14 protein-coding genes are annotated in these 13,686 nt (G+C 61.7%); 6 read left to right on the top strand and 8 right to left on the bottom strand.

Annotated features, from left to right (window positions below):
• Positions 1-19 precede the first annotated feature (19 nt).
• The 3 genes from BZK31_RS25855 to BZK31_RS25845 form a co-directional block, all read right to left on the bottom strand.
• Entirely contained in the window at positions 20-1,009 is a 990-nt protein-coding gene (locus tag BZK31_RS25855; protein ID WP_083186080.1) for an ABC transporter substrate-binding protein, read from the bottom strand.
• 119 nt (positions 1,010-1,128) lie between these two features.
• The gene (locus tag BZK31_RS25850; protein WP_083186079.1) at positions 1,129-2,712 is read right to left on the bottom strand and encodes a rhodanese-related sulfurtransferase; all 1,584 of its coding nucleotides are present in this window, start codon (positions 2,710-2,712) and stop codon (positions 1,129-1,131) included.
• Positions 2,709-3,317, bottom strand: a complete 609-nt coding sequence (locus BZK31_RS25845; RefSeq protein WP_083186078.1) for a cysteine dioxygenase family protein — start codon at positions 3,315-3,317, stop codon at positions 2,709-2,711. The genes BZK31_RS25850 and BZK31_RS25845 overlap by 4 nt, the downstream gene beginning before the upstream one ends.
• A 207-nt stretch (positions 3,318-3,524) precedes the next feature.
• Here BZK31_RS25845 and BZK31_RS25840 point away from each other — a divergent pair, with 207 nt between their 5' ends.
• Complete coding sequence (locus tag BZK31_RS25840; RefSeq protein WP_083186077.1) at positions 3,525-4,430, top strand: LysR family transcriptional regulator; 906 nt, start codon at positions 3,525-3,527, stop codon at positions 4,428-4,430.
• 45 nt (positions 4,431-4,475) lie between these two features.
• Here the strand turns inward: BZK31_RS25840 and BZK31_RS25835 are convergent, their stop codons facing one another.
• A complete protein-coding gene (locus BZK31_RS25835; RefSeq protein ID WP_083186076.1) occupies positions 4,476-5,564 on the bottom strand; it encodes an LLM class flavin-dependent oxidoreductase in 1,089 nt (362 codons plus the stop codon).
• Positions 5,565-5,822: 258 nt separating this feature from the next.
• Between BZK31_RS25835 and BZK31_RS25830 the strand changes: the two genes are divergently transcribed.
• The 3 genes from BZK31_RS25830 to BZK31_RS25820 are packed head-to-tail and all read left to right on the top strand — an operon-like array spanning position 5,823 to position 7,867.
• On the top strand, positions 5,823-6,677 hold the full coding sequence (locus BZK31_RS25830) for an ABC transporter permease (protein ID WP_083186092.1): 855 nt from the start codon (positions 5,823-5,825) through the stop codon (positions 6,675-6,677).
• A gap of 2 nt (positions 6,678-6,679) precedes the next feature.
• Complete coding sequence (locus tag BZK31_RS25825; RefSeq protein WP_083186075.1) at positions 6,680-7,513, top strand: ABC transporter ATP-binding protein; 834 nt, start codon at positions 6,680-6,682, stop codon at positions 7,511-7,513.
• 51 nt (positions 7,514-7,564) lie between these two features.
• Positions 7,565-7,867, top strand: a complete 303-nt coding sequence (locus BZK31_RS25820) for an Rdx family protein (protein WP_083186074.1) — start codon at positions 7,565-7,567, stop codon at positions 7,865-7,867.
• Here BZK31_RS25820 and BZK31_RS25815 read toward each other — a convergent pair.
• Positions 7,861-8,736 carry a DMT family transporter gene (locus BZK31_RS25815; protein ID WP_083186073.1) on the bottom strand — a complete coding sequence of 292 codons (876 nt, stop codon included), beginning with the start codon at positions 8,734-8,736 and terminating at the stop codon, positions 7,861-7,863. The two genes, BZK31_RS25820 and BZK31_RS25815, sit on opposite strands and share 7 nt — an antisense overlap.
• A gap of 133 nt (positions 8,737-8,869) precedes the next feature.
• Between BZK31_RS25815 and BZK31_RS25810 the strand changes: the two genes are divergently transcribed.
• Positions 8,870-9,697: a UDP-2,3-diacylglucosamine diphosphatase gene (locus tag BZK31_RS25810; protein ID WP_083186072.1), complete on the top strand. Its 828-nt coding sequence runs from the start codon at positions 8,870-8,872 to the stop codon at positions 9,695-9,697.
• Between the two features lie 17 nt (positions 9,698-9,714).
• Here the strand turns inward: BZK31_RS25810 and BZK31_RS25805 are convergent, their stop codons facing one another.
• Positions 9,715-10,026, bottom strand: coding sequence for an Mpo1-like protein (locus BZK31_RS25805; protein WP_083186091.1), 312 nt, complete (start codon positions 10,024-10,026; stop codon positions 9,715-9,717).
• Positions 10,027-10,089: 63 nt separating this feature from the next.
• Entirely contained in the window at positions 10,090-11,544 is a 1,455-nt protein-coding gene (locus tag BZK31_RS25800) for a TrkH family potassium uptake protein (RefSeq protein WP_083186071.1), read from the bottom strand.
• A 174-nt stretch (positions 11,545-11,718) separates the two neighbouring features.
• Between BZK31_RS25800 and BZK31_RS25795 the strand changes: the two genes are divergently transcribed.
• A complete protein-coding gene (locus BZK31_RS25795; protein WP_083186070.1) occupies positions 11,719-12,279 on the top strand; it encodes a nitroreductase family protein in 561 nt (186 codons plus the stop codon).
• Between the two features lie 3 nt (positions 12,280-12,282).
• Here BZK31_RS25795 and BZK31_RS25790 read toward each other — a convergent pair whose 3' ends face one another.
• Positions 12,283-13,638 carry a sensor histidine kinase gene (locus BZK31_RS25790; protein ID WP_083186069.1) on the bottom strand — a complete coding sequence of 452 codons (1,356 nt, stop codon included), beginning with the start codon at positions 13,636-13,638 and terminating at the stop codon, positions 12,283-12,285.
• Between the last annotated feature and the right edge of the window lie 48 nt (positions 13,639-13,686).

Genomic DNA, 13,686 nt, shown 5'->3' with positions numbered 1-13,686 from the left:
TCGACGTGGCTGGCCCGGGTCATTGGCTGGAAGCCTGAACGTGCTCAGCACGCGCTACATTGAAACTTTTATCGAAGCCCGTCGAGACGTCGATCGGCTTGCCGAGAATGCCCTCGGCCAGGTAGGTGTCGGCGGTGGCTTGCAGGCCCTGAATGATCGTGTCGTCGATCAGTGTGCGTTGCATCTTCGTCGCCTTGGCCACCGACAGATGAACCGCCAGCGGCAGGCCGGTGACTCTGGCCTGCGCCGCGGCATATTCCTCGGGATGCGCGTTGGTCCAGATGAAGGCGCGCTCGACCCTGGCGACAAAATCGTCCAGTTGCGCACGTTTGCCTTCGATGGCCTTGCGGGTGGCCGCCAGGTACAGATGATTGCTCAGCAGCTCGCTGCCGCTGACCAGAACACGCGCATCGCTTTGGCTGATGGAAATCGTGGTGTACGGATCCCAGGTCGCCCAGGCGTCTGCTTCGCCGTTGTCCAAGAGGATTCTCGACTCACTGGGCAGCAGGTTGATGAAGGTCACGTCACTGGTTTTCAGACCGGCTTCATGCAGGGCGCGGATCGCCAGATAGTGGCCGATGGAGCCGCGTCCGGTCACGATGCGTTTGCCCTTGAGGTCGGCTACGGTCTTGATCGGCGAGTCTTTCGGCACCAGCACGGCAGTGGTGAAACGGCCCTGCGCGTGGGTGATGCTGACCACTTTCAACGGCGCGCCGGCACCCAGTGCAAACACGTAAGGTGCGTCGCCCAGGGCGCCGATGTCCACCGCGCCGGCATTGAGCGCTTCGCCCAAGGGGGCGGCCGACGGGAATTCTGAGAATTGGATCTCGTAAGGCACATCCTTGAGTTCGCCGGACACTTGCAGCAATACCTTGAGCAGCGATTTCTGATTGGCAACCTGCAAGGGCGCAAGGTCTGCGGCCATGACGTGCTGACTGGCGAACAGGCCCAGAAGGGCGGCGAGCAGCAGGTTTTTCAGGTGGGTAGCGGGTGTCAGGCGGGGCAGCATGGCAGAGGACTCCGTGATCGGTAAGGTGGATCGTTCTTGTTGTGGGCTTGGGCAGCGCCTGTGCCTGATGAAACGCCCTGGAAGAATCGTGCGCCAGGAACAAGGCACCGCGTCTGCCATCAGATCACCTGAAACCCGTGCGTCCCGTCGCGGCGCAGTTGCTCGACCAGACCGAACTCCCAGTCCAGGTAGGCCTGCATCGCGGCTTTCGGTGCGTCAGTGCCTTCATAAGGACGGCGATAACGATCGATGCGTGGCGAGGCCAGACGGGTTTCACCCTGTTCGGTCGGCAGTCCGGCTTCGATCCAGTTGGCCGTGCCGCCTTCCAGCACGAACACCGGCCGATCGGTCAGCGCCTGAACATCGACGGCCGCGAAGCGCGCCAGACGGCTGCTGCCACAGGTCAGCACGTAGCGATCGGCGGTCGGCACCTTCGCCAGCACGTGTTTCAGATCGGCACGCAGACTCCACCAGGCTCCGGGAATATGGTGCTTCACGTAATTGGCGCTGCTGGTGAAGTCCAGCACGGCCACGTCGCCCTGGGTGTGCCAGTCAGCCAGGGTCGCAGGGCTGATGTATTCCACCTGCGCGGGTGCCGGGAAGGGCGCGTCCCAGCTGCCTTGCTCGGTAAAGTCCGACGCCTGAAGGCCATCGATTACCCACACGTCCCAGCCCAGTTGTGCCAGCCAGGACGCCGACATGTTGGCGCGCACGCCATCGTCGTCCACCAGCGCGATCCGGGCACCGCGCACGCTGGCGAAATGGTCGGTTTCCTGCACCAGTTGCCCGCCGGGTGTCGAACGCGCACCCGGCAGGTGACCCTGGGTAAATTCCTCTGGCGTGCGCACATCGAACAGGTAGGTGGTGCGTGATGCCTCGGCCTGCCAGGTGTGCAGGTCGTTGCGGTTTGCGCGCTTGACGCCGGCGCGGTCGGCCACCTTGCGTGCGTCCGCGCTGGCGGTTTCGCGGGTCTTGTCACCAACGTCGGCGAAGCGCCGATTCTGACCATGATCCAGCGTCTGCCCGGCCAGCAGCCAGCCGATGGTGCCGTTGCGCAGCGCGTGGATCGGGTTGGGCAAGCCCGCGTTGATCAGCGATTGAGTACCAATGATGCTGCGGGTGCGGCCCGCGCAATTGACGACGATCCGGGTGTTCGGGTCAGGTGCCAGTTCGCGTGCACGCAGCACCAGTTCGGCCCCCGGCACACTGATGCCGCCGGGAATACTCATGGTCTGGTATTCGTCATAGCGGCGTGCGTCGAGCACCACCAGATCGGCCTGGCTGTCGAGCAGCGCCTTGAGTTCTTCGGCCGCCAGCGACGGCGTGGCGCGGTGGTGTTCCACCAGCTCGCCAAAAGCCTTGCTCGGCACGTTGACGTCGATGAACAGTTCGCCACCGGCTTCATGCCAGCCCCGCAGGCCGCCCGCGAGCAGGGCCACATCGCTGTAGCCCAGCGCCTGCAAGCGTTGCAGGGCAATCGTGGCCAATCCTTCGCCATCGTCATACAGCGTGATGGGGGTGTCGCGGCGCGGAATGCGCGAGAACACTTCCAGCTCCAGTTTTGACAGCGGAATGTTTGCGGCAAACAGGGGATGAGCCTCGGCGAAAGGGGCTTCTTCGCGTACATCCACCAGCGCCAGTTCCTCACGGTTCAGTAACGCCTGGCGAAGCTCGGCAAAGGATCGGGTCGTGTGTGCGGTCATGGGGTCAGACTCCCTGTCGGCTGTGCATGAGTAAGGGTAAGAGCGGCGTTGGAGTAGCCGGAAATGAATGGTTTTTCGCTGCCGTCCAGCTCGTAGACGGCGCGCTTCACCTGGCCGATGTCGGCGCCGTACACGTGAATGCTGACCGAAACCTGATCGCTGAACGCATTGCTGACCTGATGCACATCGTTGCGCTCAGGCGACAAGGCCTCGACCTGGCCAGGTTGCAGGCGCACGGCAGGGCCTTGGCGTTGCAGACGCCCTTGCTCGTCGCGCACATAGCCTTGGGCGTCTTCGGCGCCGCGCAGCATGCCGATCAACCCCCAGACGCGATGGTCATGAATAGGCGTACGCTGCCCCGGTCCCCAGACAAAGCTGACCACCGAGAAGCGCTGTTGCGGGTCGGCATGCAACAGAAATTGCTGATAGCGGGTCGGATCCGGTACGGCGAATTCGTCCGGCAGCCAGTCGTCATGGCTGACCAGTTGCGCCAGCAGCCTGCCACCGCGATGCAGCAGATCGCTTTCGTGGGTATTGCTGCCGATCAGTTCGGCCAGCGCGTCAATGAAAGCCCCGAGTCGTTCAGGGTGTCGTGTCTGAGTCATGTTCATTCCTGATCAGTGTCGGGATATGAGTCGATATAAGCATAATGCGAGAGTTTAATATGCTATTTTTTAATGATTAGGTTATAACGAAAACGTCTTTCCGGACCGCTCATGTCGGCTTATGTTGAAGGGGCGGGCTATTCAGGCTCACACATTGGCACTATGCTTTTTGCCTATGTCCCTTTTATCTTGTTATGTGCGGTCCGAATGAAAATTGATGATATCGATGCGTTCGTGGCGGTGATCCGCTGTCAGTCCATCAGCCACGCAGCTGAATCGCTGGACCTGACACAACCGGCCATCACGCGTCGGGTACAGAATTTCGAGCAGGCGCTGGGCGTCGAGTTGTTCGACCGCAATACCAAGCCGCTCAAACCCACACCCATGGGTATGCAGGTCTATCAAAAATGCCTGGCGATCCTGCGCGAGATGGACGCGCTGCGCGAGTTGGTGGCCAGCGACACGCCGCCCAGCGGTCTGTTGCGCCTGGGAGTGCCGCAGACCATCGGCGATGTCGTGCTGCTCGACGCCCTCAAGCAACTGCGTGGCGAGTTCCCGGAGTTGCGCGCCCAGGTCAGCACTGGTTGGGGCAGTTACCTGATTGGCAAGATCGAGAACGGCGAACTGGATGCGGCGGCAGCGCTGTTTCCGGCCGGCAAGATCTTCCCGGAGAACATCGTCGCGCATTCCATTGGCCGCATGGAACTGGTGGTGGTCGCCGCGAAAGAGGCGTTGCCGAAAAAGCCCGGCAAGCTGGCCGACTGTTACGAGCAGGGCTGGGTGCTCAATCCGGACGGTTGCGGGTTTCGTGCGGGTCTGCAGCGCACGTTGTCGGATCAGGGGCTGAGCCTGAAGGTTAATCTGGAAACGTTCGGCACCGAGTTGCAACTGGGGTTGGTGGCCGATGGCATGGGATTGGGTCTGGTCCCGCGCCCGCTGCTTGAGCGCAGTATCCATCGTGATCAACTGGCCGTCGTGCCGTTGAAAGACTTCAAGCCGGTGATGGACCTGTGGCTGTTCTACCCGCGCTTTCTGGGCAACCTGCAAGGCCCGGTCGATGCCTTCGGCGCGCTGGTGGCGCAGTCGCTGGAACAGGTGTCGGCGGCGGCGTAATCCGGATCGAAGGCAGGCAACGTCGCCTGCCTTCTGTCGAGCGGATCAAGCCACCTGTTCGCGAGCCTCACGCTCACGCCGGGCAACCAGCTCGCGGGTCAGCGGGATGAGTTTTCGGCCGTAATCGATGGCGTCATCCAGCGGGTCGAAGCCACGAATCAGAAACGTCGTGATACCCAGATCGTAGTAATCCAGTAGCGCTTCGGCGACTTGCTCCGGCGTGCCCACCAGCGAGGTCGAGTTGCCCTGGGCACCGAGTAGCCCGGCAATGCCGGTCCACAGTCGTTTGTCCAGACGCGAGCCTTGCGCAGCAGCAGCCAATAGACGACGTGAGCCTTCGTTCGGCGGTTCGCGTCGCACGAAACCGTTACGCTCGGCCAGCGCCCTGGCTTTCTCGAGAATACTGTCGGCGCGTGCCCAGGCCTGCTCTTCGGTGTCGGCCAGAATCGGGCGCAGTGACAGACTGAAACGAATGGTCCGGCCGTGCCTGGCCGCCTCGGCACGCACTTGCCTGACTACGTCGCGCACCTGCTCGTACGTCTCGCCCCACAGCGCATACACGTCCGCATGCTTGCCGGCCACGGCAATCGCCGCCGCGGACGATCCGCCGAAATACAGCGGGATGTGCGGCTGTTGCGGCGATTTCACCTGCGAGTGTGCGCCTTCGAATCGGTAGTACGTGCCCTGATGGTCGAACGGCTTGTCGCTGGTCCATTCCTGACGCACCACGCTCAGGTATTCGTCGCTGCGTGCATAGCGCTCGTCCTTGCCAATGTAGCTGCCGTCGGCGCGCAATTCCTGATCATCGCCACCAGTGATGATGTGCACGGCCGTGCGGCCACCATTGAACACATCCAGTGTGGCGAATTGCCGTGCGGCGACGGTCGGCGAGATGAAGCCTGGACGGTGAGCGATGAGAAATTTCAGGCGGCTGGTCACGCTGGCGGCATGCGCGGCCACCAGGGTGCTGTCCGGACTGTTGGAGTGGTAGGCGATCAGGGCCCGGTCAAAACCGGCGTCTTCATGAGCCTTGGCCACCTTCTGCACATAGTCGGGCTGAATGGTCGCGCCGCTGCGTGGATGGATTTCCGATCCGGGTTGGGTGGCAATGTAGCCGATGAATTCGATGCTCATGAAAATCTCCTGCCAATGGTTGAGGTCCGTTCGACCTTGTCGAACAGCACCTTAAAGGCCAGCGGCGGACGTTGTGAAATTCGATTTCGGTCTAAGTTAATTATTAAAAATTTGCATTATCATTACTGTCTATAATCAAATAATTTAACTATTAGCTTATGCCTAAATAGAATTTCACGCATTGTTCTTATGCACCTAGCATGGACTTATCCAGTGAGTCGGGTGCGTTTGCCCGATCGGTTCAGCAAGGATGCCTTCATGTCCGAAACAACCCTCAGTTCCATCGATGCCGGTTTTCTGGTCGTCAACAAGCCCGAACGACAAGCCGCTGCGCAGTCCGGCAGCCATTGGCACGTGCCGGGGTTCGTGCTGCGGCTGCTCAGCCCGCTGGCGCTGTTGCTGCTTTGGGAGCTGGCCTCACAGACCGGCTTGCTCCCGGTACGGATCATCGCTGCGCCGTCGCAGATTGGCGGTACGCTCTGGTCGATGATTCTGTCGGGCGAGTTGGGCCGACATCTGTGGGTGTCACTGCAGCGTGCATTGCTGGGCCTGAGTATCGGCGTCAGCATTGGCGTGGCGGCAGCGTTGATCACCGGTTTGTCCAAGCGTGGCGAAATTGCCCTTGATTCGCCCATGCAGATGCTGCGCACCATTCCTTCGCTGGCCTTGGTGCCGCTGTTCATCCTCTGGTTCGGCATCGGTGAGTTCACCAAAGTGGCGCTGATTGTCATGGGCACCACGTTTCCGGTTTACCTGAACCTGTTTTCCGGGATTCGCAACATCGACCCCAAACTGATCGAGGCCGCCAACACGCTGGGCCTGAGCCGCCGCGAACTGATCTGGCACGTGATCCTGCCGGGCTCGCTGCCATCGTTCTTCGTCGGCCTGCGCTATTCGCTGGGTATTTCCTGGCTGGCGCTGGTGTTCGTCGAGCAGATCAACACCACGGCGGGCATCGGCTACCTGGCCAGTGACGCCCGTGACTTCATGCGTACCGATGTGATTGTCATCTGCCTGCTGATCTACAGCGTTCTGGGGCTGGTGATAGACGGCATCATTCGCACGCTGGAGCGCTACGCCCTGGCCTGGCGCCCGACCTTTGTGAGGAACTGAACATGACCACTCTCGACGTGCGCAACACCCAGACAAGCTTCCAGCGTGCCCCGGAAAAAACCGCCCACGCGCCGGTGCAACTGCGCAACGTGGTTCGCCAGTTCGGCCAGCAGCGGGTGATCGACGGCCTGGACCTGGACATCGCACCGGGTGAATTCGTCGCCTTGCTCGGTGCCAGCGGTTCGGGCAAAACCACATTGCTGCGCACTCTGGCCGGGCTGGACAGCATCGACAGTGGCGAGCTCCGCGTGCCGGTGGCGCGGGCTGCGGTGTTTCAGGAGCCGCGTCTGATGCCATGGAAGAGCGCGTGGAAAAACGTGATCCTCGGTCTGAAGATCGACAATGCCAAGGCACGCGCGGAAGAAGCCCTGAGCGAAGTCGGTCTGGCGCACCGTGTGAATGCTTTTCCGGCAACCCTCTCAGGGGGCGAAGCGCAGCGCGTGGCATTGGCGCGGGGGCTGGTGCGCGAGCCGAAATTGTTGCTGCTGGACGAGCCGTTTGCCGCGCTCGACGCTCTGACACGGATCCGCATGCATCAACTGATCATCGACCTGTGGCGCAAGCACACCCCGGCGGTGCTGCTGGTGACCCATGATGTAGACGAGGCGATTTTGCTCGCTGACCGGGTGATCGTGCTGGGCAATGGCAGGATCGCCGACGAGATCCGCGTCGAGTTGCCGCGTCAGCGCGACAGCGGGCAGGCTGGATTTCAGGCCATTCGCAGCCGGTTGCTGGGTCTGTTGGGCGTCAAGGGTCATGAGCCGGATGCCGAACCGGCCGATGTTGCGCACAACCTGACGCTCAGCGACATTCGACGTGTCGCCAACGCTCGTTGACTGGCGGTGTGATGCGTATCATGGGCGCTTGTCTTCGCGGAGCCAATGCTCATGTCAGCTGAAAAACCTGAAGTCGTCATCATCTACTGCACCCAATGCCACTGGTTATTGCGCGCCGCCTGGCTGGCGCAGGAATTGTTGAGCACCTTCAGCGACGACTTGGGCAAAGTCTCGCTGGAACCGGCCACCGGTGGTGCATTCCGCATCACCTGTGACGGCGTACAAATCTGGGAGCGCAAGGCTGACGGCGGCTTCCCCGAGGCCAAGGTGCTCAAGCAGCGGGTGCGCGATCAGATCGATCCGGCGCGTGACCTGGGCCACAACGACCGGCACGGCGCCGCCGATCCTCAGTGAGCGCTCGTATCGGCATTGCGACAGCCCATCAGGCCTGAAATCAGGATGGCGACAATGATCAGCGTTCCGCCCAGCAGCATCCGCAGCGTGGGCGTTTCGGCGAAGATCAGCCAGGCGAACACGATGCCGTAGAGCGGCTCCATGGCAAAGACCACGGCGGCCATTCGTGCCTTGATCACCGCGAGGCTGGCGACGAACAGGCTGTGTGCCAGTCCGGTGCAGAGCACGCCGAGCAGAGCAATCCACAGCCAGTCGCTGGCTGACACAGCAGGCAGTTCCGACGCTGCCCAAGGCAACAGGCAGCAAGCGACGATCAGGTTCTGGCACAGCGCGGCCTGAACCGCTGGCACATGAAGGGCGCTGGCCCGGTTGACCAGCGACAGCAGGGCGAACGTCAGGCCCGAAAAGACCGCCCACAACAAGCCGCTGGTTGCCTCGCTGGCCGGATCGAATCCCGGCGTGACCAGCATCAGACCCAGACTCACCAGAGCCACCAGAAACATTTCGATGCGACGAATCCGTTCGCGAAACGCCAGGCCTTCCAGAATCACGGTAAACGCCGGAAAGCTGGCAAAGCCCAAGGTGGCCACCGCGACGCCCGCCACTTTCACGGCAATGAAGAACGACACCCAGTGCAGGCTTAACAACGCGCCTCCCAGCAACAGGCGTGCGCCGCTCGCCCGGTTCAACGGTTTCCAGCCAGCGCCACCGACACATCGCATGAACGCGGCAAGGGCCGCGACCGCAAAGGCTGCGCGGCCGAAAACGATGACGGCCGGCGAGGCCTGGGCCAGTTTGCCCAGCACACCGGAAAGCCCGAACAACAGAGCGCCCATGTGCAAAGCGATAAGAGCGGAGCGCGAAGTCATGACAATCCTTGTGGAGGCGGCGTCAAGCGAGTCTACCTTGGCCCAGCCATTGTCATGACATCGCCATGCAGGTGTCACATCCGGTTAACCGGTATGCGGCACTCTCTTGTAAACCCTGCCAGGAGGTCGCCCCATGAGCAGTGCTCAGCTCGCCAAACCTAGCCGTAAGCAACGCGTGCGTACTCTGTGGATTTCCGACGTTCACTTGGGCACGCGCGATTGCCAGGCCGAACACCTTTCGGCGTTCCTCAAGCGTTATCAGGCTGACCGGGTGTATCTGGTGGGCGACATCATCGATGGCTGGAAGCTGCGCAGCGGCATGTACTGGCCGCAGACGCACACCAATGTCGTGCGGCGTCTGCTGACCATGAGCAAGCGCGGCACTGAAGTGATCTACGTCACCGGCAACCACGACGAGTTTCTGCGTCGCTACTCGAAACTGATTCTGGGCAATATCCAACTGGTGGACGAGGCCGAACACGTCACGGCCGACGGGCGCCGCCTGCTGGTGATACATGGTGATCAGTTTGACGTGATCACGCGTTACCACCGCTGGCTGGCGTTTCTCGGCGACTCGGCTTACGAATTCACCCTGACGCTCAATCGCTGGCTCAACCATTGGCGCGCCAGGTATGGATACGGCTACTGGTCGCTGTCGGCGTACCTGAAGCACAAGGTCAAAAGCGCGGTGAATTTCATCAGCGATTTCGAAGAGGCCATCGCTCACGAATGCGTGAAGCGCGGACTGGACGGCGTGGTATGCGGGCACATTCACCACGCGGAAATCCGTCAGGTGGGCGGCGTGGAATACCTCAACTGCGGCGACTGGGTAGAATCCTGCACGGCGTTGATTGAGCACCTGGACGGCCACATCGAACTGTTCCGACTGGCCGACGCGCACTTGAAGGCCAGCCCGGAAGAGGAACATCAGGAAGTGCCGGTCAGCGAGCCGGTTGCCTGAGACGTGAGGCCCGCACGTTAGAAAGGCACTTTGCCCAACAGCATGTCGCGGTACATGACGAAATCGCCGAGCAGGCTGTAGAACGGATGCTTGAAGGTCGCGGGCCGGTTTTTCTCGAAGAAGAAATGGCCGGCCCAGGCAAAGCCGTAACCGGCGATGGGCAGCAACGCCAACAGCCACCAGCGTCCGCTGCCAATGCCGAAGGCCAGCAGAAAGATCACCAGCGTGGTGCCGACGAAATGCAGACGTCGGCTGGTACTGCTGCGATGTTCTTCGAGGTAAAAGGGATAGAAATCGGCGAAGCGTGTGAACGGCTTGGCGGTGTCCATGTGCAGGCCCTCGGGTTGGCTTCGCATCAGTCTAGCCTGCCGTGACATCGGCGCACAGCGCTATCAATGACGCCAGAACGCCGGGACGCACAGCACCAGCACGGTAATGATTTCCAGGCGACCCAGCAGCATGCCGCCCGACAGAATCCACTTTGCGGCGTCGGGCAGGGTGGAGAAGTTACCCGCCGGGCCGATGATTTCACCCAGCCCCGGACCAACCCCCGAAACCGTGCTGGCCGCGCCGGTCAGTGCAGTCATCCAGTCCAGGCCCAGCAGCGACAGCATCAGGGCGATCAGGCAGATGGTGATGGTGAAGAAGAACGAAAAGGTCAGGATCGAGCGTACGATCTCATCGTCCAGCCGATGGCCGTTGTACTTCTGTTTCATCACGGCGCGTGGATGGATCAGTTGATTGAGGTTGGTCTTGAGCAGAATGTAGGCAACCTGGAAACGGAAAATCTTCACGCCGCCCGCTGTCGAGCCCGAACAGCCGCCAATGAAGCCCAGATAAAAGAACAGCATCAGTGAGAAATTACCCCACAGGCTGTAGTCACCCAGTGCGAAGCCGGTGGTGGTGACCACCGAGGTCACGTTCAGCGCCACATGGCGCAGCGCCTCGGTCCACGGCAGGTCGGTGGTATTCGCGTACCAGACGGTCATTACCAGCCAGGTGATCAGTAACAAGCCGATCAATCCCTGAACCTGCTCGTCCCTGAACAGCGCACCGCGATTGCCACGCAGGGTGGCCACGTACAGGGTGAACGGCAGGCTGCCGAGAATCATCACCACGATCGCCACCCAGTGCACAGCGGGCTGCGGCCATTTCGCCAGGGACAGATCGGACGTCGAGAAACCGCCCGTAGAAATCGCCGACATGGCGTGGTTGATCGCGTCGAACAGGCTCATGCCCGCCGCCCAGAACGCCAGGCTGCCCAGCGCGGTGAAGCTGACGTACGCCAGCACGATGTACTTGGCCACCATGTGCGAGCGGGGCATGACCTTTTCGGAGCGGTCGGACGATTCGGTCTGGAACAGGCGCATGCCACCGATTCGCAGCAGCGGCAGAATCGCGACGGCCATGCCGATGAAGCCGATGCCGCCGAGCCAGTGCAGCATCGATCGCCAGATCAGAATGCCCGGCGACATGCTGTCCAGATGACTGAGCACGGTCGAGCCGGTGGCCGTGATGCCGGACATGCTTTCGAAGAAGGAGTCGGTGTAGCTGATGTGCTGAGTCAGCAGAAACGGCAGCGCGGCGAAGATACACACCACGATCCAGCTGGAGACCGTGAGCATGTACATGTCACGAGGGCGCAACTGGACGTGTTTGGGACGACCTTGCGCCACCATGGCCAGACCGGCGATGAAGGTAATCGCGCTGGCCCACAGAAAGGAGCGCAGGTCTTCGAAGCGGTCGTAGATGACCAGCGTGGCCATGGGCACGATCATCGCCACAGCCAGCGTGATCAGGAAGATGCCGATGATGAAACTGATGATGCGAAGGGTCGGCAACGACATGAACGGCTCTGGCTGCAATGAAGAAAGGCGCCATTCTACCCGCGCCCGATGCCATGTAAACCGGCATGGCCGGGCGCTGCGTTCGACATTGCCTGTAAGTAATTGCCCGGATTGCTCGTTATTGATGTCATACACGCCCTAGAATGTCCGATCATCTTTGAAAGGAGACAGCCCATGCAGGCGATTGACGCTTTGCTCAACCGCGTATCGGTTCCACGTCTGGTCGACCCGGCCCCGGATGCCGCACAGCGGGAAATCCTGTTTGGCGCAGCCTTGCGCTCGCCCGATCATGGTCAATTGCGACCGTATCGTTTTCTGACCGTCGAAGGTTCGGCCCGTGAGCGCATGGGCGCGTTGCTGGCCGAGGCGCTGGAGCAGGGCGGGGGCGAGGTTACGCCGCAGGCGCTGGACAAGGCGCGGCTCGGTCCGTTGCGTGCGCCGCTGGTGGTGGTGGTGATTGCGCGGTTACAGGATCACTTCAAAGTGCCGCGCAAGGAACAGTTGATCACCGCCGGTTGTGCTGCCCACGGCGTGTTGCTGGCCGCTTACGCGCTGGGCGTCGGTGCGGTGTGGCGCACGGGCGAGCTGTCCTATTCAGCGCACGTCGCCCAGGGTCTGGGGCTTGAAGCCGGTGAAGAAGTGGTCGGCTTTCTGTACCTGGGCACCCCGTTGAACCCGCCTCGCGAAGCACCGAAGGTGGACGTGGGCGGATTCGTCAGCGCCTGGCAGGGCTGAGCCTCAGGCCGAGGACGGGTTGACCGGTTCGGGCGGCAGATCGAGGGTGGCGACAAAGCCGCCGTCCGGGTGATTGCCCAGCGTCAGGCTGCCACCGTGCCGTTCTGCCGCCCGCCTGGCGATGGCCAGTCCCAGACCATGACCCGGCGCGGTTTGGCCGGGCGCACGGTAAAACGGCTCACCCAGCTGCGCCAGATGTTCGTCGGCAACCCCCGGACCGTGATCGCGTACGCTCAGGCGTATACGGTTGTCCACGCGGGTCGCCTGCAAATCGATGCTCTGCCCCGGCGGATTGAAGCGCAGGGCGTTGCGCAGCAGGTTGTCCAGTGCCCGCTCGATCATGTCCGGCCAGCCTTGCAATTGAAGGTCGCGCTGGACCTGAACCTCGATGTGCTGCTCGACACCGTCCAGTTGCGTGTCGTGCTTCAGGCGATGCAGAAGCTCGTCGAGATCGACCGACTCGGGGCTGCCGAAGTCCGCATCCAGACGCGCCAGCGCCAGAATCTCGCTGATCAGGGCCTCCAGTCGATCACATTCGCGACCCAGGCGTGGCCACAGCCGCTCGCGTTCGGCAGGTTCGGCTCGCTCGGCCAGTGCCAGCGCAATGCGCAGACGCGCCAGCGGCGAGCGCAGTTCATGGGACACATCACGCAATAACTGTCGCTGACTGCCGATCAGGCTCTGCAAGCGGGCGCCCATGCGGTTGAAGTCGGTAGCCAGCACACCAAACTCGTCACGCCGGTTGGCCAGTTGCGCCAGGCTGTGCTGCTGGTAGCTGGTTTGCCCCAGATCATGCACCGCACCGCGCAGACGGCTCAGCGGCCGGGTGATCGACAGCGTCACGAACAGGCTGAACAGGGTCAGCACGACCAATGCGATGCCCAGTGCACTCAGCGGCCACATCAGGCTCTGGCGATGCCATTGATCCAGTTCCGGGTGCGGGATCCGGTAGATGAACAGGTAGGTTTCACCGGTCTTTGGGCTGGTGTATTCGGTCGCCAGACGCCGCCATGGCAGCTTTCTGCCCTCATCGTCATCATCGCCCTGTTGTTGTCGGGCTTCGAGCGCGGCGGCGCGGGGCGGAAAGGTGCCGCGCACCACCGGTTCGCCACTGTCGTTGAGGACTTGAACGTCGATGCGGTTGCGACGCTTGAGGGTTTGCAAGTAATCCTGAGACGCGTCGGCGCCTTGTTCTTCAAAGCGCTGGGTCCAGTTTTCCGGCAGGTTGTTGAGCACCGGATGACGACTGAGGATCCATGCGTCCTGATTGAGCATGTGCCCAAGCAGAATCGACAAGCCTGCAACCAGGGCTATGGCCAGCCAGAAGCTGGCCAGGATTCGCCAGAACAATGAACGCACGGATTTTCCTCGATCAAGAAATGAACACGCCCGGCATGCTCGAGCATG

This window comes from Pseudomonas floridensis, assembly GCF_002087235.1.
In the GTDB taxonomy this organism is placed as follows: Bacteria; Pseudomonadota; Gammaproteobacteria; order Pseudomonadales; family Pseudomonadaceae; genus Aquipseudomonas; species Aquipseudomonas floridensis.
This window is presented reverse-complemented; position numbering and strand designations above follow the sequence as displayed.

Bases quoted from the DNA above. Each gene is read 5' to 3' on its own strand.
- BZK31_RS25855 (WP_083186080.1), bottom strand. From the start codon at position 1,009: ATGCTGCCCCGCCTGACACCCGCTACCCACCTGAAAAACCTGCTGCTC.
- BZK31_RS25850 (WP_083186079.1), bottom strand. From the start codon at position 2,712: ATGACCGCACACACGACCCGATCCTTTGCCGAGCTTCGCCAGGCGTTA.
- BZK31_RS25845 (WP_083186078.1), bottom strand. From the start codon at position 3,317: ATGACTCAGACACGACACCCTGAACGACTCGGGGCTTTCATTGACGCG.
- BZK31_RS25840 (WP_083186077.1), top strand. From the start codon at position 3,525: ATGAAAATTGATGATATCGATGCGTTCGTGGCGGTGATCCGCTGTCAG.
- BZK31_RS25835 (WP_083186076.1), bottom strand. From the start codon at position 5,564: ATGAGCATCGAATTCATCGGCTACATTGCCACCCAACCCGGATCGGAA.
- BZK31_RS25830 (WP_083186092.1), top strand. From the start codon at position 5,823: ATGTCCGAAACAACCCTCAGTTCCATCGATGCCGGTTTTCTGGTCGTC.
- BZK31_RS25825 (WP_083186075.1), top strand. From the start codon at position 6,680: ATGACCACTCTCGACGTGCGCAACACCCAGACAAGCTTCCAGCGTGCC.
- BZK31_RS25820 (WP_083186074.1), top strand. From the start codon at position 7,565: ATGTCAGCTGAAAAACCTGAAGTCGTCATCATCTACTGCACCCAATGC.
- BZK31_RS25815 (WP_083186073.1), bottom strand. From the start codon at position 8,736: ATGACTTCGCGCTCCGCTCTTATCGCTTTGCACATGGGCGCTCTGTTG.
- BZK31_RS25810 (WP_083186072.1), top strand. From the start codon at position 8,870: ATGAGCAGTGCTCAGCTCGCCAAACCTAGCCGTAAGCAACGCGTGCGT.
- BZK31_RS25805 (WP_083186091.1), bottom strand. From the start codon at position 10,026: ATGGACACCGCCAAGCCGTTCACACGCTTCGCCGATTTCTATCCCTTT.
- BZK31_RS25800 (WP_083186071.1), bottom strand. From the start codon at position 11,544: ATGTCGTTGCCGACCCTTCGCATCATCAGTTTCATCATCGGCATCTTC.
- BZK31_RS25795 (WP_083186070.1), top strand. From the start codon at position 11,719: ATGCAGGCGATTGACGCTTTGCTCAACCGCGTATCGGTTCCACGTCTG.